The following is a 19,178-nucleotide window of genomic DNA, read 5'->3' on the forward strand; positions in this document are numbered from 1 at the left end:
CCGGGCGCCCCCGCGGTGGGCAGCACCCTCGGCCGCACCCCTCTCGACGAACTACACACGTTCGTCACCAGCCACCTCGATGGCGCCGCCCGCGCCTGGTTCGACCGGGCCCTCCACGAGGCCGCCGCCCGGCCGGGGCCCCACGGACCCATCTCCGTATGGGAGCTGCGCCTCGCCGAGGCAGGCCGACGCTGCGGTCCCGAGCACGCCGACGCCGTACGCGTCCTCATCCTCCGAGCGGCCCGTGCCGACGCGGACACCCTCACCCGCGTCTACCGTCAGGGCACCGCCGCCGAACGCCGCGCCGTCCTGTACGCCCTGCCCCACCTCGTGCCCGGCCCGGCCGCCCTGCCGATCGTCGAGGACGCCCTGCGCACCAACGACACCCGCCTGGTCGCCGCCGCGCTCGGGCCGTACGCCGCCCGGCACCTGGACGCCCACAACTGGCGGCACGCCATCCTGAAGTGCCTGTTCACCGGCGTCCCTGTCGACGAGGTGGCCGACCTGGCCCGCCGAGCCCGAGCCGACGCCGAACTCGCCCGCATGCTCGCCGACTACGCCGACGAACGCACCGCAGCGGGCCGTCCCGTACCCGAGGACCTGTACCGGGTCCATGCCCTGACCGAGCGCGAGCCCGAGGCCGTGCCCGAGCCCCACGTGGGGGCGGAGCCCGAGGCCGGGCCCGCGACCGGCGTGCCCACCGCTGCGGAGCCGTCCCCTCACCCCGGCACCCCGTCCGGCAAGGAGTCCTGATGCGCATCTTCGATCCCCACATCCACATGACGTCACGGACCACCGACGACTACGAGGCCATGCACGCCGCGGGCGTCCGCGCCGTCGTCGAGCCCTCCTTCTGGCTCGGGCAGCCCCGCACCTCGCCCGACACCTTCCTCGACTACTTCGACTCCCTCCTCGGCTGGGAGCCCTTTCGTGCCGCCCAGTACGGCATAGCCCACCACTGCACCCTCGCCCTCAATCCCAAGGAGGCGAACGACCCCCGCTGTGTGCCCGTCCTCGACGAACTGCCCCGCTATCTCGTCAAGGACCATGTCGTGGCCGTCGGGGAGATCGGCTACGACTCGATGACCCCCGCCGAGGACACCGCCCTCGCGACCCAGCTCCAGCTCGCCGCCGACCACGAACTGCCGGCCCTCGTCCACACCCCGCACCGCGACAAGCTCGCCGGACTGCGCCGCACCCTCGACGTCGTCCGCGAGTCCCCGCTGCCCGCCGACCGTGTGCTGGTCGACCACCTCAACGAGACCACCGTCAAGGAGGCCAAGGACAGCGGCTGCTGGCTCGGCTTCTCCGTCTATCCCGACACCAAGATGGACGAGGACAGGATGGTCGCGATCCTCAAGGAGTACGGCCCCGAGAAGGTCCTCGTGAACTCGGCCGCGGACTGGGGGAGAAGCGATCCCCTCAAGACCCGCAGGGTCGGTGACGCCATGCTCGCGAGCGGCTTCGGCGACGACGACGTCGACCGCGTGCTGTGGCGCAACCCCGTCGCCTTCTACGGGCTCAGCGGCCGCCTCGACCTCGACCTCGACGTCGCCGGCACGGCCGCCACCCACGAGGGCAACTCCGTCCTGCGCGGCGGGGAGTGAGCGATGCGCTTCCGCCACCCCGACGGCTCCACCGTCCACCTCGCCTACTGCACCAACGTCCACCCGGCCGAGACGCTCGACGGTGTCCTCGCACAGCTCCGCGACCACTGCGAACCCGTGCGCCGCCGACTCGGCCGCGACCGCCTCGGGATCGGGCTCTGGCTCGCGAAGGACGCCGCCCACGCCCTCGTCACCGACCCCTCCGCCCTGCGGGGGCTGCGCACCGAACTCGACCGCCGAGGCCTCGAGGTCGTCACCCTCAACGGCTTCCCCTATGAGGGCTTCGGGGCCGAAGAGGTCAAGTACCGCGTCTACAAGCCGGACTGGGCCGACCCGGAACGCCTCGACCACACCACGGCTCTCGCCCGTGTCCTCGCCGGGCTCCTCCCCGATGACGTCACGGAGGGCACCATTTCGACGCTGCCGCTGGCCTGGCACACCGCGTACGACGACGAGCGTGCCGCCCGCGCCCGCGAGGCCCTGACCGCTCTCGCCGAACGCCTCGACGCCTTGCACGAGCTGACCGGCCGCTCCATCCGCGTCGGCCTGGAACCCGAACCCGGATGCATCGTCGAGACCACCGCTGACGCCATTGGCCCGCTCACCGCGATCGGCCACGACCGCATCGGCGTATGCGTCGACACCTGCCATCTCGCCACCTCCTTCGAAGATCCGCACACCGCCCTGCACGCCCTCACCCACGCAGGCGTCCCCATAGTGAAATCCCAGCTGTCGGCCGCCCTGCACGCCGAACACCCGCACCTCCCCGACGTCCGTGAGGCACTCGCCGCCTTCGACGAGCCCCGCTTCCTGCACCAGACCCGCACCGCCACCTCCGCCGGACTGCGCGGCACCGACGATCTGGGCGAGGCCCTCACGGGCGACGCCCTGCCCGACGCCTCGCCCTGGCGCGCTCATTTCCATGTCCCCCTGCACGCGGCCCCCGCCGCGCCCCTCACCTCCACGCTCCCCGTACTCCGTGCCGCCCTGACCCGCCTCGTCGGCGGTGCCCACCCCCTCACCCGGCACCTGGAGGTGGAGACCTACACCTGGCAGGCCCTCCCACCCGAGCTGCGGCCCCGCGGCCGCGCCCAGCTCGCCGAGGGCATCGCCGCCGAACTCGCCCTCGCCCGCGACCTGTTGACGGACCTCGGCCTCAAGGAGCTCCCGTGACCCCCCACTCCGGAGCGAGGCCCACTCCTCTGCTCGTCCTCGACGTCGTCGGCCTCACCCCCCGACTGCTCGACCACATGCCCCACCTCAAGGCGCTCGGCCGGTCCGGCTCCCGTGCCCACCTCGGCACCGTCCTGCCCGCCGTCACCTGCGCCGCCCAGTCCACGTTCCTGACCGGCACACTCCCCGCCGAGCACGGCATCGTCGGCAACGGCTGGTACTTCCGCGAACTCGGCGACGTCCTGCTCTGGCGCCAGCACAACGGTCTCGTCACCGGCGACAAGCTGTGGGACGCCGCCCGCCGCGCCCACCCCGGCTACACGGTCGCCAACATCTGCTGGTGGTACGCCATGGGCGCCGACACCGACATCACCGTCACCCCCCGTCCGGTCTACTACTCCGACGGCCGCAAGGAACCCGACTGCTACACCAGGCCCCCGGCCCTGCACGACGAACTCACCGAGAAACTCGGCACGTTCCCGCTGTTCCACTTCTGGGGCCCCGGCGCCGACCTCGTCTCCAGCCGCTGGATCATCGACGCGACCCGCCACATCAATCGCACCCGACACCCGGACCTGACCCTCTGCTACCTCCCTCACCTCGACTACGACCTGCAGCGCTACGGCCCCGACGACCCGCGCTCCCTGAAAGCGGCCACCGACCTGGACGCCGCGCTCGCCCCGCTCCTCGACGAGGCGCACGCGGAAGGCCGTACCGTCGTCGCGCTGTCCGAGTACGGCATCACGCGTGTGAACCGTCCCGTCGACATCAACCGCGCACTGCGCCGCGCAGGGCTCCTCGAGGTCCACACGCAGGACGGCATGGAGTACCTCGACCCGATGGCCTCCCGTGCCTTCGCGGTCGCCGACCACCAGATCGCCCACGTCTACGTACGCCGCCCGGAGGACCTGGAGGCGACCAGGGCAGCGCTCGCCGACCTGCCCGGCATCGAGCAACTCCTCGACGACGAGGGCAAGAAGACCCACCACCTGGACCACCCGCGCTCCGGCGAACTCGTCGCCGTCGCGGAGCCGGACGCCTGGTTCACGTACTACTACTGGCTCGACGACGCCCGCGCGCCCGACTTCGCGCAGCTCGTCGAGATCCACCGCAAACCCGGCTACGACCCGGTCGAGCTGTTCATGGATCCGCTCGACCCCTACGTGAAACTCAAGGCGGCCACGGCACTCGCGCGCAAGAAACTCGGCATGCGCTACCGCATGGCGGTCGTGCCCCTGGACCCCTCACCTATTCGCGGCAGCCACGGCCGCCTTCCCACGAGCGACGACGACGGTCCGCTCATCATCTGCTCCACCCCCCGTGCTGTCGACGGCCGCCTCGCGGCCACCGATGTGAAACCACTGCTGCTCCACCTCGCCGGTCTCGACTGATCGGCGCCGACGGGCACGCCATGGCCCGCGGTCCCACCCGACCCCGTCTCTTCCGACTGGTCACAAGTGAAGCACTCACCACTGACAACGCCCTCCGACACCGAGGAGTTCCAGGCATGAGCCGCTTGATCCGCCCCAGCCGCACGGCTGCCACCAGCAAGAACCACGACCCGGAACTCTCCCAGCGCCTCAGCCGAAGAGGCATGCTGGGCGTGGCCGCGGGCGCCACCGCCGCCGCCCTGCTCGGTGGGGCCGCGACCCCGGCCACGGCCGCCACCTCCGCCACGACCGGCGCCGCGGGCCGAGGCCGCCCCGTCCTGCCGCCCGGACGGCTCGGCATCCAGCTCTACAGCCTGCGCGACAAGGTCTCCACGCTGGGCTTCGCGCCGGTCTTCGCCGAACTGGAGAAGTACGGGTACGACGAGGTCGAGTTCGCCGGCTACACGCAGGGCTCCGCGGGCCCCATCACGCTCGCCCAGCTCAAGCGCCTGGCCCGCAACCACGGCCTGAATCCGATCGGCAGCCACGTCGGCTACTACTCCAGCGACCCGAACGCGTACACCTTCGCGCAGAACCTGAACAAGGTCCTGGACGACGCCCAGGCCCTCGGCCTCAAGCACATCGGCACCGCCTCCGGCCCGTTCCGCTACGGCTCGACCGTCGACGCGTGGAAGCGCGCCGCCGAGGAGTTCAACACCTACGGCGCGGCGGCCAGGGCACGGGGCATGAAGTTCTACCAGCACAACCACTCCGAGGAGTTCTCCTTCGCCACCGACAAGCCGCACGTCCGCCTCTACGACGTGCTGCTCGCCGAGACCGATCCCGACCTCGTCTTCCTGGAGATGGACATCTACTGGGCCTATGTGGGCCAGTTCCGCTTCTCCAAGCGGCCCGACGGTACGCCCGCGCCCTTCGAGCCGCTGGACTACGTGCTCCGGCGCCCGGACCGCTACCCGCTCTTCCACGTGAAGGACGGTGAGAAGGACCCGTCGAACGAGTACGGCTACCGCATGACGGACGTCGGCGACGGCGACATCGACTACCAGCGGTTCATATCGGCGGTCACCCGTCTCAAGGGCCAGCGCCTCGCCCACCACTGGCAGGCCGAGCACGACAACCCCACCGAGTCGTTCACCTTCGCCCGCCGCTCCAGCGCGCACCTGCACTCGCTGCGGGAGAAGTGCTGACGGGAGTAGGGCACGCCTGTTAGTCGGGCACGCCCATGAGTCGCGCACGTGTGAAGCGGCCGTCCGGTGACCCAGGCCACCGGACGGCCGCTTCACACGTGGAACGTCAGGTGGCCGCGTCGGCGGTCCGCCGGAACAGCCCTCCCTTCGCGGGGCCTCCAGGCTGCCGCAGCAGCAGGGACAGACCGGCGGCGACCAGGGAGACCACCCCGGCCGTCGTGTACGCGCCCACATAGCCCCACGCGTCGATGACCACGGCGCCGAGGCCGCCGCCGAAGAGGCCGCTGACGAGCTTGGCGCTGTAGACCATGCCGTAGTTGGAGGCGTTGTTGTTCTCGCCGAAGTAGTCGGGGACGAGTGCGGCGAACAGGGGGTAGAACGCGCCTCCGCCGAAGCCGGAGAGGAACGCGAAACCCAGGAAGAGCGGTTCGTTGCGGATCTCGCCCGCCCACAGCACCCCGAACTGGGCCACCGCGAGGACGAGACAGACGTACGTGAGGGTGGTGCGTCGGCCGAGCCGGTCGGAGAGCCAGCCCACGACGCCCCGCCCGGTGCCGTTGATGACGGACATCACGCCCATGGACGAGGCCGCGACGAGCGGGCCGAATCCCATCTCCTTGGCGAACGGGACCTGGAAGGAGATGCCGAAGATGGACACGCCCGCACAGCACAGCATGCAGAACCACATGAGGGGCACGATGCCGGTCCGCAGTGCCTCACCCGGTGTGTACTGGCGAGGGGCGGGCGGATTCTTGGCCAGCGCGGCCGACGACTTGGCGTCACCCGCCCGGTTCAGCGGATCCACCTGCTGCGGCCACCAGTTCTTCGGCGGGTCCTTGAAGAACAGCCCCGACACCAGGGTGACCGCCAGCACGTAGAAGCCGACGAGGTCCAGCACCGTACGGTAGTTGGATGTGTTGAAGCCATACGAGAACAGGAAGATGAATGGCACGGCACCATACGCGAACGCGCCGTTCACCAGTCCTGTCTTGCCGCCCCGGCGTTCCGGGTACCACTTGCCGACCATGTTGACGCACGTCGAGTAGATCAGTCCCGAGCCGAGTCCGCCGAGGACACCGAAGCCCAGCAGGGCCGTCCCGACGTTCGGCGCGTGGCCGAGGCTCACGAAACCGATCAGGGAACAGAACGACCCGGTGACCATGGCGGCACGGCTGCTGAGGACGCCCTTCTCGCGGAGCTTCCCGGCAGGGAAGGAGACCCCCGCCTGGAAGAAGATCCACACGCTCAGCACCCAGAAGGTGTTGGTGGAGGACCAGTGGTGGGCCCGGGAAAGGGTGTCCTCGGCGGCCCCGAAGGCGTACTCGAAGACGCTGATGGCGAGCATGGCCGCCCAGGGCAGTGCCACCATCGTCCACCTCGGCAGTCCGAGGATCTGCCGGTCCGATTCCCCGACCCGGTAGACGCGCCCCCTGGGGTCGGTGATCTCGCGGTACGGAGTGTCGTCGGTCGTACGTCGGGCGAGGGGCTCGGCCGTCATGTCCGGTCCACCTGCCCTGTCTGACCAACCGTCATGTCAGGCCATCTCCTCACCGAGGGGTTGGGGGTTGGGGGCGATGCGCTTGGCGTGCGGCCGGTCCGGCGACTTCAGGAACAGTGCGAGGACGGCCGACGCCAGACCGATGGAGCCGGCCAGTACGAACGCGCCCTCGTAGTCCCAGGCGCCCACGACGACGGCGCCCATACCGGAGCCCACGAGACCGGAGATGAGCTTCGAGCTGTAGACCATGCCGTAGTTGGAGGCGTTGTTGTTCTCTCCGAAGTAGTCCGCCGTCATGGCCGCGAACAGCGGGAAGATCGCGCCGCCGCCGAAGCCGGAGACCATGGAGCAGAACAGGAAGAACGGCATGCTGCCCATCTGACCGGACACGAGCACACCGAACTGGGCCGTGCCCAGCACGATGCAGACGATGATCAGCGTGTTGCGGCGCCCGAAGCGGTCGGAGATCCAGCCGATCACCCCGCGGCCCGTGCCGTTGACGATGGCCTTGAGGGACATCGCCGTGGCCACGATCCCGCCCGCGAAGCCCATGTCCTTGCCGAACGGCACCTGGAAGGCGATGCCGAAGATGTTGATCCCGGCCGTGCACAGCAGACAGAACCACATCATCCACAGGACCGGTGTACGAGCGGCCTCCTTCGGGGTGTACTGCTTCGCCGCGGGAGGGTTCTTCTCCAGCGCCCGTCGGATCTTCGGGTCGTCGGTCTGCTTCAGCGGGTCGACGTGCGGCGGCCACCAGTTCTTCGGCGGGTCCTTGAAGAACCACCCGGCGAAGGCCACGACGGCGCAGCAGATGAGCCCCACCATCACCAGGACACCCCGGTAGTTGCTGAGGTCCATGTACGAGGTGAACAGGAACACGAAGGGCACCGAGCCGTAGGCGAAACCGCCGTTGACCATGCCGGTCTTGCCGCCCTTGCGCTCCGGATACCACTTGCCGACCATGTTCACGCAGGTCGCGTAGACGAGACCGGCGCCGATGCCGCTGAACATGCCGAAGCCGATGTACGCGACGATCACGTGCGGCGCGTACGCCAGCGAGATATAGCCGCAGACAGTGCCGAACGCGCCGAGCATCATCGCGTACCGCGCGGGCAGCCTGCCGCTCTCGCGCAGCTGGCCCGCCGGGAAGGCGACGGCGGCCTGGAAGAACACCCAGACACCCATCAGCCAGAAGATGTGCCCACTGTTCCAGAGGTGGGCCTCGTGCAGGGTGTCCTCGGCGGACGTGAACGCGTACTCCGAGGAGCTGATGCCCAGCATCCCCATCCAGGGGAAGAGCACCATGGTCCAGCGTGGTCGCCCCATGATGTCCCGGTCGGTCTCACCGATGCGGTACAGGCGGCCGTTGCGGTCCGTCACCTCCCTGTAAGGGACGGACGTCGTCAGGTCGGTGGTTGTCATGTCGCGTAAGCACCCCTCGCGTCGAAAGTTCTGGCCAGCGCCCCCTGTCCAATGCCTTTCGTGTGCGCACGGGTCCTGGGGGCGGCCGACGCGCACCGTCGCCCGCCCCCGCGCTACCTCACCTCATCTACCGCCCCCCGACACCCCTGCCATCCGCTCCCGGCGGACTTTGCGGATCACAGCGACCCGTCCCTCACAGCAGCCCCGCCGCCCGCGCCCAGCGGTACTTCGCGCCGAGTACGGCCACCGGCTTCTCGGTCGTGTACGGGTACGCCACGACCCCCCGCTCGAAGAGGTACTGGCAGGCCTCCTCGACCTCCACGTCGCCCGCGAGCGAGGCCACCACGGGCTTGCTGACGCCGCGCTCGCGGAATTCGGCCACCACGCGCGCGGTGAGCTCGGCGAAGACCATGGGAGGGGTCACGATGGTGTGCCAGTAGCCGAGGACAAGCGCGTGGATGCGCGGGTCCTCAAGGCCCAGCCGGATCGTCGCCTCGTACGTCGACGGAGGCTCGCCCCCGGTGATGTCCACCGGGTTGCCCGCGGCCCCGAAGGGCGGGATGAACTTCCTGAAGGACTCGTCCAGGTCCGGCGGGATCTCCATCAGGGACAGCCCGTTGTCGGTCACCGCGTCGGACAGCAGGACGCCGGACCCGCCCGCGCCCGTGATGATGACGACGTTGTCGCCCTGCGGAGTCGGAAGCACCGGCAACGCGCGCGCGTACTCCAGCATTTCGTTCAGCCCGGGCGCCCGGATGACACCGGCCTGCTTCAGGATGTCGTCGTACACGGCGTCGTCGCCGGCCAGCGCGCCCGTGTGCGAGCCCGCCGCCTTCGCTCCGGCCGCCGTACGGCCCGCCTTCAGGACCACGACCGGCTTCTTCGGAACGGTCGCCCGGGCCGCCTCCACGAAGGCGCGCCCGTCCTTGAGGTCCTCCAGGTGCATCGCGATGCACTGGGTGTTGGGGTCCTCACCGAACCAGGTCAGCAGGTCGTCCTCGTCCAGGTCCGACTTGTTGCCGAGTCCGACGATCGCCGACACGCCCGTCTTTGTGGTGCGCGCGAAGCCCAGGATGGCCATTCCGATGCCACCGGACTGCGAGGTCAGCGCGACACCACCCTTGACGTCGTACGGCGTGCAGAACGTGGCGCACAGGTCCTGCCAGGTCGAGTAGTAGCCGTAGATGTTCGGCCCGAGCAGCCGGATGCCGTACCGTTCCGCGATCGCCACGATCTCGGCCTGCAGTTCGTGCTCGCCGGTCTCCGCGAACCCGGAGGGGATCAGTACGGCGTTGGGGATCTTCTTGCGTCCCACCTCCTCCAGGGCCGAGGCCACGAACTTGGCGGGGATGGCGAAGACCGCCACATCCACCTCACCGGGAACGTCCGTGACACTCTTGTACGCCTTGCGGCCCAGAATGTCATCGGCCTTGGGGTTCACCGGCTGGATCTCGCCGGAGAAGCCGCCGTCGATGAGGTTGCGCATCACCGAGTTGCCGATCTTGCCCGGCTCGTTGGACGCGCCGATCACGGCGACCGAGGAGGGCTGCATCAGCCGGCGCATGGAGGTGAGGATCTCCTCGCGCGTGTACGTGCGCCGTGGCTTCGGCACCGAGTCCGCGAGGATCACGCGGATGTCCGCCGCGACCGCGCCCTCCGGAGTGGCGATCACCGGGTTGAGGTCCACCTCGGCGATCTCGGGGAAGTCCGCGACGAGTTCGGAGACGCGGCGGATCTGTTCGGCGATCGCCCACCGGTCCACGGCTGGGGCGCCACGCACCCCGTGCAGGATCTCCGCCGAGCGGATCGAGTCCAGCATCGACAGCGCCTCGTCGGCGTCCAGGGGAGCCAGCCGGAAGGTCACGTCCTTCAGGACCTCGACCAGCACGCCGCCGAGCCCGAAGGCCACGACCTTCCCGAACGTCGGATCGGTGACCGCCCCGACGATGACCTCCTGCCCCTGCGGCAGCAGTTCCTGGACCTGCACGCCCTCGATGCGCGCCTGCGGGTCGTACGCCCGCGCGTTCTCGATGATCTTGTGGAAGGCGGCCCGTACGTCGGTGGAACCCTCCACTCCGACGATCACGCCGCCCGCGTCGGTCTTGTGCAGGATGTCGGGCGAGACGATCTTCATGACGACCGGCCCGCCGAAACGCGCGGCGTACGCCACCGCCTCGTCGACGTCCGTCGCCAGCTCCTCGCCCGGAACGGCGATCCCGTACGCGTCGGCGATCACCTTGCCCTCGGGCGCGGTCAGCGCGCTGCGGCCCTCGGCCCGTACGGCGTCGAGGAGCGTGCGCACCTTGAGCACCCGGTCTTCGGCCATCAATCAGATCACTCCGTTCGACTTGAGCAGGCGCAGCTCCTCGTCACCGAGGCCGAGCTCGCCGACGAAGACCTCTTCGTTGTGCTCGCCGAGCAACGGCGAACTGGCCACGTCCACGGGGGAGTCGGAGAGCTTCAGCGGACTGCCCACGGTCACGAACTCGCCCCGCTCGGGATGCGGCACCTTCACGACCATCTCGTTGGCGACCAGCGAGTCGTCCTCGATGATCTCCCTGGTGGACAGGATCGGCCCGCACGGGATGTTGTGGGCGTTGAGCCTCTCCAGCACCTCCCACTTGGGGAGCGTGGACGACCACTCCTCGATCAGCTGGAACATCTTGTTCAGCTTCGGCAGCCGGGCCTCGGGCGTGGACCACTCGGGGTCGTCCGCCAGCTCGGGCCGGCCGATGAGCTCGCTGACCGGCTTCCAGCCGACGGGCTGCACGATCACGTACACGTAGTCGTTCGGGCCACCCGGTGCGCACTTGACCGCCCAGCCCGGCTGACCGCCGCCGGAGGCGTTTCCCGACCGGGGAACTTCCGTGCCGAAGTCCTCGTTGGGATATTCAGCGAGCGGGCCATGGGCCAGGCGCTGCTGATCGCGCAACTTCACCCGGCAGAGGTTGAGCACGGCGTGCTGCATGGCCACGTTGACCCGCTGACCGCGCCCGGTGTTCTCCCGCTGGAACAGCGCCGCGAGAATCCCCGCCACGGCGTGGATGCCCGTTCCCGAGTCCCCGATCTGGGCCCCCGTCGCCAGCGGCGGCCCGTCCTCGAACCCGGTGGTCGACATCGACCCGCCCATGGCCTGCGCGACGACCTCGTACGCCTTGAAGTTGGTGTACGGGCCTTTGCCGAACCCCTTGATGGAGGCATAGACGATACGCGGATTGATCTCCTGGATGCGGTCCCAGGTGAACCCCATGCGGTCGACCGCGCCCGGTCCGAAGTTCTCGACCATGACGTCGGAGCGCCGGATCAGCTCGGTGAGGAGTTCCTTGCCGCGCTCGGTCTTGGTGTTCAGGGTGATGCTCCGCTTGTTGCAGTTGAGCATCGTGAAGTAGAGGGAGTCGACGTCCGGGAGGTCGCGCAGCTGCTTGCGCGTGATGTCCCCGCTCGGCGCCTCCAGCTTGACGACGTCCGCGCCGAGCCAGGCGAGCAACTGGGTGGCGGAGGGTCCGGACTGGACGTGCGTCATGTCGAGGACGCGGATTCCTTCGAGGGCCTTGGTCGCTGTCATCTTGGGCACCTCACTTGTACATCGTCTGGTTCATGGTTCCGGGGGCGTACGCGTCCGGGTCGACCCAGACGTTGATCAGCGACGGCTTGCCGGACTCACGGGCGCGCCGGAGCGCCGGGCCGATGTCGGCGGGGTCACGGACCTCCTCGCCGTAACCGCCGAGCATCTGGGCGAACTTGTCGTACTGGACGTCGCCGAGGGTGTTGCCGACCCGCTCGCGTTCCTCGCCGTACTTGGCCTTCTGGCCGTAGCGGATCTGGTTCATGGAGGAGTTGTTGCCGACGATGCCGACGAAGGGGAGGTTGTAGCGGACGAGGGTCTCGAAGTCCCAGCCGGTGAGGGAGAAGGCGCCGTCACCGAAGAGGGCCACCACTTCCTTGTCGGGCCGCGCCTTCTTGGCCGCGAGCACGAAGGGGACGCCGACGCCGAGCGTGCCGAGCGGGCCCGGGTCCATCCAGTGCCCGGGTGACTTGGGCTGGACGACCTGACCGGAGAAGGTGACGATGTCGCCGCCGTCGCCGATGTAGATGGAGTCCTCGGTCAGGAAGTCATTGATCTCGCTGACCAGCCGGTACGGGTGGATGGGTGAGGCATCCGACTTCAGGCTGGGCAGCCGCTTCTCGATCGCCGTCTGCTCGGCGGCGCGCAGCTCGTCGAGCCACTCCTTGCGCTTCGACGCGCCCCCGTTGATGCGCCCGGAGGCGGCCTCGGTGACCGACTTCAGGATCAGCCCGGCGTCACCCACGATCCCGAGGTCGATGTCGCGGTTCTTGCCGACGGTCCGGTAGTCGAGGTCGATCTGCACGACGGTCGCGTCCTGAGACAGCCGCTTGCCGTAGCCCATGCGGAAGTCGAAGGGCGTGCCGACGATGACGATGACGTCGGCGTTGGAGAAGGCGTACCGGCGGGAGAGCTGGAAGTGGTGCGGGTCCCCGGGCGGGAGGGTGCCGCGGCCGGCGCCGTTCATGTAGGCGGGGATGTTGAGGGTCCGTACGAGGTCGATGGCCGCCTCGGTGCCGCGGGTCGTCCACACCTGGCTGCCCAGCAGGATGGCGGGCTTCTCGGCGTGCACCAGCAGGTCGGCGAGCTTCTCGATGGCCTCGGGGTCGCCGGCCGAGCGGGTGGAGGCACGGTAGGCGCCCGCCTTGGGCACGCGCGCCTTCTCGGCGGGCACCTTGGCGTCGAGCACGTCGCGCGGGATCTCCAGGAAGGAGGGGCCGGGCGCTCCGTGGTAGCACTCGCGGAACGCCATCGACACCATGTCCGCGGCGCGTGCCGTGTCCGGCACGGCCGCCGCGAACTTGGTGATCGGCGTCATCATGTCGACGTGCGGCAGGTCCTGCAGGGACCCCATCTTGTGCTGGGTGAGGGCTCCTTGGCCGCCGATCAGCAGCATCGGGGACTCGGCGCGGAAGGCGTTGGCGACACCGGTGACGGCGTCGGTCGTCCCCGGGCCCGCGGTGACGACGGCGCAGCCGGGCTTGCCGGTGATGCGTGCGTAGCCGTCGGCGGCGTGTGCGGCGACCTGCTCGTGGCGTACGTCGACGACCTCTATGCCTTCGTCGACGCAGCCGTCGTAGATGTCGATGATGTGGCCGCCGCACAAGGTGTAGATGACCTCCACACCCTCCGCTTTGAGTGCCTTGGCGACCAAGTGCCCACCGGAGATGAGGTTCTGGCTGTTGTCGTCGGGCATAGCGAAGTCCTGTCCCTTCGTTAGGGGATCGGGCGCGTGTTCGCGCAGCTCACACGCCGTTCACGCGTTGCTCGTAGATGCCGTCGCGGTAGATTGCATACAGTCGACGAATACTGTATGAAGCTTGTTATCCCGCATCCGAGTGGGTGGTGTCCAGGGGGCGTGCGGCACTTTTCGAGGGCCCGGTCGTCGGCCCTCCAGTTGACTGAAGCGGTCAGGAGCCGAAATGGACCTGTTCGAACACCAGGCAAGGGAACTCTTCGAGGAACACGGCATCTTGGTGCCACGGGCGGAGGTCACCGACTCGTCGAAGGAGGCACGCGAGATCGCCCGCAGGCTGGGCGGACGCGTTGTCGTCAAGGCCCAGGTGAAGACCGGAGGCCGCGGGAAGGCGGGCGGAGTGAAGCTCGCCGCCGACCCCGCCGCCACCGAACTGACGGCACGACAGATCCTGGGCATGGACATCAAGGGCCACACGGTCGACAAGGTGATGCTCGCCCAACCCGTCGATATCGAACGCGAGTTCTACGTGAGCTACGTACTCGACCGCGCGGCCGGCCGCTTCCTCGCGATCGCCTCGGCCGAGGGCGGTATGGAGATCGAGGAAGTGGCGGCCACCAGGCCCGAGGCGGTCGCGCGCGTCCCCGTCGACCCGGCCGAGGGCGTGACGGCGGCGAAGGCCGCGCACATCGCCGAGGCCGCCGGACTGCCGCCCCAGACCGTGGACGTCCTCGTACGTCTCTGGGAGGTCCTCGTCCGGGAGGACGCCGTACTCGTCGAGGTCAACCCCCTCGTCCGCACGGCGCAGGGGCAGATCCTCGCCCTGGACGGCAAGATCACCCTCGACGACAACGCCCGCTTCCGGCAGGCCCGCTGGGGCGAGGAGGCCGCCGCGTACGACGATCCCCTGGAGGCGCTGGCCGCGGCGAAGGCCCTCAACTACGTGAAGCTGGACGGCGAGGTCGGCATCATCGGCAACGGCGCGGGCCTCGTCATGTCGACCCTCGACGTGGTCGCCGGCTGCGGTGCCCGGCCCGCCAACTTCCTCGACATCGGCGGCGGAGCGAGCGCCCAGATCATGGCCGACGGTCTCTCCGTCATCCTCTCCGACCCGGCCGTGAAGTCGGTGTTCGTCAACGTCTTCGGAGGCATCACCGCCTGCGACGCCGTAGCCGACGGCATCGTGCAGGCCCTGGACACCGTCCAGTTGACCAAACCCCTGGTCGTCCGACTCGACGGCAACAACGCCGCTCGCGGCCGCGCGATCCTCGACGGGCGCGCCCACCCCCTGGTCCAGCAGGCCACCACCATGGACGGCGCCGCGCGCCGGGCCGCCGACCTCGCCAACGCAGCCTAAGGAGACGGGACATGGCCATCTACCTCACCAAGGAGAGCAAGGTCCTCGTCCAGGGCATGACCGGCGGCGAGGGCATGAAGCACACCCGCCGCATGCTCGCGGCCGGCACGGACGTAGTCGGCGGCGTCAACCCCCGCAAGGCGGGCCGCACCGTCGACTTCGACGACCGTGCCGTCCCCGTCTTCGGCTCCGTCAAGGAGGGAATCGAGGTGACCGGCGCGGACGTCACCGTCGTCTTCGTGCCGCCCGCCTTCGCCAAGGCCGCCGTGACCGAGGCGGCCGACGCCGGCATAGGCCTCGCCGTCGTCATCACCGAGGGCATACCGGTCCACGACTCGGTCGCCTTCACCGCGTACGCCCAGGCGAAGGGCACGCGCGTCATCGGCCCCAACTGCCCCGGGCTGATCACGCCCGGCCAGTCCAACGCGGGCATCATCCCCGCCGACATCACCAAGCCCGGCCGCATAGGCCTGGTGTCCAAGTCGGGGACCCTCACCTACCAGCTGATGTACGAACTCCGCGACATCGGCTTCTCGACCTGCGTCGGCATCGGCGGAGACCCCGTGGTCGGCACCACCCACATCGACTGCCTGGCCGCCTTCGAGGACGACGCCGAGACCGAACTCGTCGTGATGATCGGTGAGATCGGGGGTGACGCCGAGGAGCGGGCGGCCGCCTACATCCGCGACCACGTCACCAAGCCCGTCGTCGGCTACATCGCCGGTTTCACGGCACCCGAGGGCAGGACGATGGGACACGCGGGCGCGATCGTCTCCGGTTCGTCGGGCACGGCGCAGGCGAAGAAGGAGGCCCTGGAGGCGGCGGGGGTACAGGTGGGCGGCACACCGACCGAGACGGCACGGCTGGTGCTGGACCGACTGGCAGCCGAGGGCGGTCTCACTCCGAGTTGACGCGATGACTGTTCGGCGCCGCGCCGCGTCGCTACCTTCCCCCGTACGACGTCTTCGTACCCGTCAGTAGGCAGGCAGGCGCCTCCCGGTACGCGAGACGAGCCATGCAAAAACCGCCCCCGACTGTGCACCGAGAGCGGAGCAACCGAATGGCAACCATCCCCAATTCCACCCTCACCCCCAGCCCCGCCCCCACTCTCACCCTCAAATCCGGCACTTCCTGGTCGGATGCCTGGCAGCGCTGCCTCGCCATCGCACCCGAGGCCTTCCGGGACGACCGCGTCCTCAACCTCTGGGGTGCAGGCTGGCGGACGGACGGCCGGGCGCTCCCGGCCACCAGCCCCGTCGACAGCAGTCCCATCGCCGGCCCGCCCCGGCTCGACGCCGCCGGCGCCCACCAGGCGGTACGCGCCTCACTCGACCAGCACCGCGCCTGGCGCCACGTCCCCCTCGGGGAACGCCGCGCCCGCGTCGCCGCCACCCTCGACGCCCTCACCCAGCACCGCGAACTGCTCGCCCTCCTCCTCGTATGGGAGATCGGCAAACCCTGGCGGCTCGCGCAGGCCGACGTGGACCGGGCCATCGATGGTGTGCGCTGGTACGTCGACGGCATCGAGCCGATGGTCGAGGGCCGCGCGCCGCTGGACGGCCCGGTGTCCAACATCGCGAGCTGGAACTACCCGATGAGCGTGCTCGTTCACGCAATGCTGGTACAGGCACTGGCCGGCAACGCGGTGATCGCCAAGACCCCGACCGACGGCGGTGTCGCCTGCCTCACCCTGGCCAGTGCACTCGCCGCACGCGAAGGGATTCCCGTCACCCTCGTCAGCGGCAGCGGAGGCGAGCTGTCCGAAGCCCTGGTGCGGGCACCCGAGATCGGCTGCGTCTCCTTCGTCGGCGGCCGCGACACGGGCGCCGCGGTGGCCACTGCCGTCGCCGACCTCGGCAAACGACATGTACTCGAACAGGAGGGACTGAACACCTGGGGCATCTGGAACCACACGGACTGGGACACGCTCTCGGCCGTCATCCCCAAGCTCTTCGACTACGGCAAGCAGCGTTGCACCGCGTACCCGCGCTTCGTCGTCCAGCGGTCACTGTTCGACGAGTTCCTCGCGGCGTACCTCCCCGCGGTCCGCACGCTCAGGGTCGGCCATCCGCTGGCGGTGGAGCACCCCGAGGACCGGTACCCGGCGCTGGACTTCGGGCCGGTCATCAACGCGGCCAAGGCCAAGGAACTGACCGACCAGGTCACCGAGGCAGTGGCCCGCGGCGCGACCCCACTGCACCGCGGCAACCCCGCCGACGCCCGCTTCCTGCCCGGCCAGGACACGGCGGCGTACGTCCAGCCCGTCACCCTCCTCAACCCGCCGCCGTCGTCGCCGCTGTATCACGCGGAACCGTTCGGTCCGGTCGACACGATCGTCCTGGTCGACACGGAGGCAGAGCTGCTCGCCGCCATGAACGCGTCGAACGGCGCCCTGGTCGCCACGCTGTCCACGGACGACCAGGCGACGTTCGACCGCCTCGCCCCACAGATCCGCGCCTTCAAGGTCGGTCGTGGAAAGCCTCGCTCGCGTGGAGACCGTGACGAGCTGTTCGGCGGGTTCGGCGCCTCCTGGCGCGGTGCCTTCGTCGGCGGGGAACTGCTCGTGCGCGCGGTGACCCAGGGGCCGGCGGGGGAGCGGCTGCCGGGGAACTTCCCGGAGTATCACCTCATGCCGTGACAGGGGGATGACAGTGAGTGTCGTGCGCCCGAGCCTTGGGTGGCTGATGGCGCACCGAGGGTGATAACCGCACGTCCGGCTGTTGCCGACGGCCCTCCGGGGCCCCGAAACGCAGGTGAAAGCCACTCCGAAACCTTGGTATTGTTGTCCGTGTCGCCCCGGGGAAGACCCCCGGCAAGGCGGCAGACACCTGGTCCGGGTGGCGGAATGGCAGACGCGCTAGCTTGAGGTGCTAGTGCCCTTTATCGGGCGTGGGGGTTCAAGTCCCCCCTCGGACACAGAACAGATCCCCACTTGTGCGGGCCGAGCCAGTTCTCGGTCCGCACAAGTCGTTTCCCGGCCGAATACGCTGACCCCGTGACCCCGTGACCCCGTGACCCCGCGCGAACGTGGCGCCCCTCCTCGTGGTCACGGAGCCGACGTCGCCGTCGCCGCCCCGGGCGCATCACCGTGAGCGAAGTGGTGTGCCTTGTCGCGACTCTGGTTTCTGATGACGAGCCCCGCCGGGACTCAGAAACCACGGTCAAAGAGCCCGTCGATCCTGTCGCTGTCGGGTGGGGTCGTGTCCGGAAGGGAGAGCTCTGCGGTGCAGTCGTCCAGTGCGTGGCCCGAGTCGAATGCGGGCAACGGGTCGTCGGGGACGACCTGTGTGGGCGGTTTCGCTGGTTTCCAGTTGGTCCGGCGTATGGTGGGCCGCCGTGGTCGTGGACCGGGAGTACGACATGTTCCGTCGTTCAGCTCAGTGGGCGTGCGGAGCGCGGTGCCAGGAGTGGGCAGCCGGGTCGCGGGCCCCAGCTCGGTTCCCTTCGGTTCGAACAACTGGTGCTTGAGCGCGCCGAACTCCAGGCCCGTGAACTCGTGGGCGGCGAGGCAGAGTGCGTCACGCATCCCGGAACGTTCGTTGTCCGGGAGCGGCGCCATCATCTTGACACTCTCCTGGATCACGGTGACGTGCGGTGTCAGCACCTTCCGAATCGTGCTCGCGATGGTGGTGAGCGGAGAGCCGGGGCTCGCGATGCGGCAGACGCCGTGCAGTATCGCCGCGATGCCGCCAAGGGCATGGAACCCGGTGAGCACCTGGACGACGCCCGACGCGAGGGTCAGCAGAGCGTCGAACGTCGACGAGGGAGCGGCCAGGCCCTCGGTAGTGAGGTTCACCGTAGGGGGTTTCGACTTGCGGTCGGCGAGCCGCTTCGCCGTCGCCGCGCAGGATGTGGCGTCCTTCAGGGCGTCCGGCTCGAGGTAGTCGGGCCTGTCGGGGGAGGCGAGCGCGCTGAACAGCCGGAGCTGTGCCAGCAGGTGACGTTGCTGTGGAGTCAGCTCTGTCAGCTCGCTCGCCCGGGACTGACTCAGGAGCGCGGCAACCGCCTCCTCCTGTTCCCTGCGCTGTTCCTCTTCCTCGCGCTGCTCGGCTTTCCCCTCCGTGCTCGCGCACCCCGGGGAAAGCACCTCTCGCAGAGACCGGCAGATCTCACAGAGCACGTGGCACAGCAGCCGCTCCTCGATGGAGAGTTCCGCAAGCGAGCGCGCGTCCATGTCGTGCTGTGTCATGGGGTGCCTGCCGCTTCTGCAGTGATATGGCGGCCGTGGAGTGCAATGACCCTCTTGCCTCCATTGACCTCTTCACCCCAAGTGTGCCTG

General features: G+C 69.3%; 14 protein-coding genes and 1 tRNA gene. 9 read left to right on the plus strand and 6 right to left on the minus strand.

The annotated features are described in order from the left end of the window. Positions 1-15 precede the first annotated feature (15 nt). From AB0959_RS32250 to AB0959_RS32270, 5 genes are all read left to right on the plus strand, one after another. Positions 16-753, plus strand: coding sequence for an EboA domain-containing protein (locus tag AB0959_RS32250; RefSeq protein WP_366830266.1), 738 nt, complete (start codon positions 16-18; stop codon positions 751-753). Further along, positions 753-1,607: a TatD family hydrolase gene (locus tag AB0959_RS32255; RefSeq protein WP_366830221.1), complete on the plus strand. Its 855-nt coding sequence runs from the start codon at positions 753-755 to the stop codon at positions 1,605-1,607. Before AB0959_RS32250 ends, AB0959_RS32255 begins: the two co-directional genes overlap by 1 nt. A gap of 3 nt (positions 1,608-1,610) precedes the next feature. After that, entirely contained in the window at positions 1,611-2,780 is a 1,170-nt protein-coding gene (gene eboE, locus AB0959_RS32260; RefSeq protein ID WP_366830222.1) for a metabolite traffic protein EboE, read from the plus strand. Further along, a complete protein-coding gene (locus tag AB0959_RS32265; protein WP_366830223.1) occupies positions 2,777-4,171 on the plus strand; it encodes a nucleotide pyrophosphatase/phosphodiesterase family protein in 1,395 nt (464 codons plus the stop codon). Before eboE ends, AB0959_RS32265 begins: the two co-directional genes overlap by 4 nt. A 116-nt stretch (positions 4,172-4,287) precedes the next feature. Further along, positions 4,288-5,358 carry a sugar phosphate isomerase/epimerase gene (locus AB0959_RS32270; protein ID WP_366830224.1) on the plus strand — a complete coding sequence of 357 codons (1,071 nt, stop codon included), beginning with the start codon at positions 4,288-4,290 and terminating at the stop codon, positions 5,356-5,358. A 106-nt stretch (positions 5,359-5,464) separates the two neighbouring features. Here AB0959_RS32270 and AB0959_RS32275 read toward each other — a convergent pair whose 3' ends face one another. From AB0959_RS32275 to AB0959_RS32295, 5 genes are all read right to left on the minus strand, one after another. After that, positions 5,465-6,856 (minus strand): OFA family MFS transporter, encoded by a 1,392-nt coding sequence (locus tag AB0959_RS32275; RefSeq protein ID WP_366830225.1) that lies wholly within the window; start codon positions 6,854-6,856, stop codon positions 5,465-5,467. A 36-nt stretch (positions 6,857-6,892) separates the two neighbouring features. Then, positions 6,893-8,281: an OFA family MFS transporter gene (locus AB0959_RS32280; protein ID WP_366830227.1), complete on the minus strand. Its 1,389-nt coding sequence runs from the start codon at positions 8,279-8,281 to the stop codon at positions 6,893-6,895. Between the two features lie 193 nt (positions 8,282-8,474). Next, positions 8,475-10,607 (minus strand): acetate--CoA ligase family protein, encoded by a 2,133-nt coding sequence (locus AB0959_RS32285; protein ID WP_366830228.1) that lies wholly within the window; start codon positions 10,605-10,607, stop codon positions 8,475-8,477. A 3-nt stretch (positions 10,608-10,610) separates the two neighbouring features. Further along, the gene (gene frc, locus AB0959_RS32290; RefSeq protein WP_366830229.1) at positions 10,611-11,846 is read right to left on the minus strand and encodes a formyl-CoA transferase; all 1,236 of its coding nucleotides are present in this window, start codon (positions 11,844-11,846) and stop codon (positions 10,611-10,613) included. A gap of 10 nt (positions 11,847-11,856) precedes the next feature. Beyond that, the gene (locus AB0959_RS32295; RefSeq protein WP_366830230.1) at positions 11,857-13,542 is read right to left on the minus strand and encodes a thiamine pyrophosphate-binding protein; all 1,686 of its coding nucleotides are present in this window, start codon (positions 13,540-13,542) and stop codon (positions 11,857-11,859) included. Positions 13,543-13,768: 226 nt separating this feature from the next. Here AB0959_RS32295 and sucC point away from each other — a divergent pair, with 226 nt between their 5' ends. The 4 genes from sucC to AB0959_RS32315 all read left to right on the plus strand — a co-directional run bounded on the left by sucC (position 13,769) and on the right by AB0959_RS32315 (position 17,815). Next, positions 13,769-14,899 (plus strand): ADP-forming succinate--CoA ligase subunit beta, encoded by a 1,131-nt coding sequence (gene sucC, locus AB0959_RS32300; RefSeq protein WP_366830231.1) that lies wholly within the window; start codon positions 13,769-13,771, stop codon positions 14,897-14,899. 11 nt (positions 14,900-14,910) lie between these two features. Continuing rightward, positions 14,911-15,810, plus strand: a complete 900-nt coding sequence (sucD, locus tag AB0959_RS32305; protein WP_366830232.1) for a succinate--CoA ligase subunit alpha — start codon at positions 14,911-14,913, stop codon at positions 15,808-15,810. 149 nt (positions 15,811-15,959) lie between these two features. Beyond that, complete coding sequence (locus AB0959_RS32310) at positions 15,960-17,537, plus strand: aldehyde dehydrogenase family protein (RefSeq protein WP_366830233.1); 1,578 nt, start codon at positions 15,960-15,962, stop codon at positions 17,535-17,537. Between the two features lie 193 nt (positions 17,538-17,730). Next, positions 17,731-17,815: transfer RNA gene (locus AB0959_RS32315), tRNA-Leu, on the plus strand. Between the two features lie 232 nt (positions 17,816-18,047). Here AB0959_RS32315 and AB0959_RS32320 read toward each other — a convergent pair. Continuing rightward, positions 18,048-19,088 (minus strand): hypothetical protein, encoded by a 1,041-nt coding sequence (locus AB0959_RS32320; protein ID WP_366830234.1) that lies wholly within the window; start codon positions 19,086-19,088, stop codon positions 18,048-18,050. Between the last annotated feature and the right edge of the window lie 90 nt (positions 19,089-19,178).

It is taken from the genome of Streptomyces sp. NPDC046862 (assembly GCF_040704615.1).
Classification (GTDB): domain Bacteria; phylum Actinomycetota; class Actinomycetes; order Streptomycetales; family Streptomycetaceae; genus Streptomyces.

Bases quoted from the DNA above. Each gene is read 5' to 3' on its own strand.
- AB0959_RS32270 (WP_366830224.1), top strand. From the start codon at position 4,288: ATGAGCCGCTTGATCCGCCCCAGCCGCACGGCTGCCACCAGCAAGAAC.
- AB0959_RS32285 (WP_366830228.1), bottom strand. From the start codon at position 10,607: ATGGCCGAAGACCGGGTGCTCAAGGTGCGCACGCTCCTCGACGCCGTA.
- sucD (WP_366830232.1), top strand. From the start codon at position 14,911: ATGGCCATCTACCTCACCAAGGAGAGCAAGGTCCTCGTCCAGGGCATG.
- AB0959_RS32275 (WP_366830225.1), bottom strand. From the start codon at position 6,856: ATGACGGCCGAGCCCCTCGCCCGACGTACGACCGACGACACTCCGTAC.
- AB0959_RS32320 (WP_366830234.1), bottom strand. From the start codon at position 19,088: ATGACACAGCACGACATGGACGCGCGCTCGCTTGCGGAACTCTCCATC.
- AB0959_RS32295 (WP_366830230.1), bottom strand. From the start codon at position 13,542: ATGCCCGACGACAACAGCCAGAACCTCATCTCCGGTGGGCACTTGGTC.
- AB0959_RS32255 (WP_366830221.1), top strand. From the start codon at position 753: ATGCGCATCTTCGATCCCCACATCCACATGACGTCACGGACCACCGAC.
- frc (WP_366830229.1), bottom strand. From the start codon at position 11,846: ATGACAGCGACCAAGGCCCTCGAAGGAATCCGCGTCCTCGACATGACG.
- AB0959_RS32310 (WP_366830233.1), top strand. From the start codon at position 15,960: ATGGCAACCATCCCCAATTCCACCCTCACCCCCAGCCCCGCCCCCACT.
- sucC (WP_366830231.1), top strand. From the start codon at position 13,769: ATGGACCTGTTCGAACACCAGGCAAGGGAACTCTTCGAGGAACACGGC.
- AB0959_RS32280 (WP_366830227.1), bottom strand. From the start codon at position 8,281: ATGACAACCACCGACCTGACGACGTCCGTCCCTTACAGGGAGGTGACG.
- eboE (WP_366830222.1), top strand. From the start codon at position 1,611: ATGCGCTTCCGCCACCCCGACGGCTCCACCGTCCACCTCGCCTACTGC.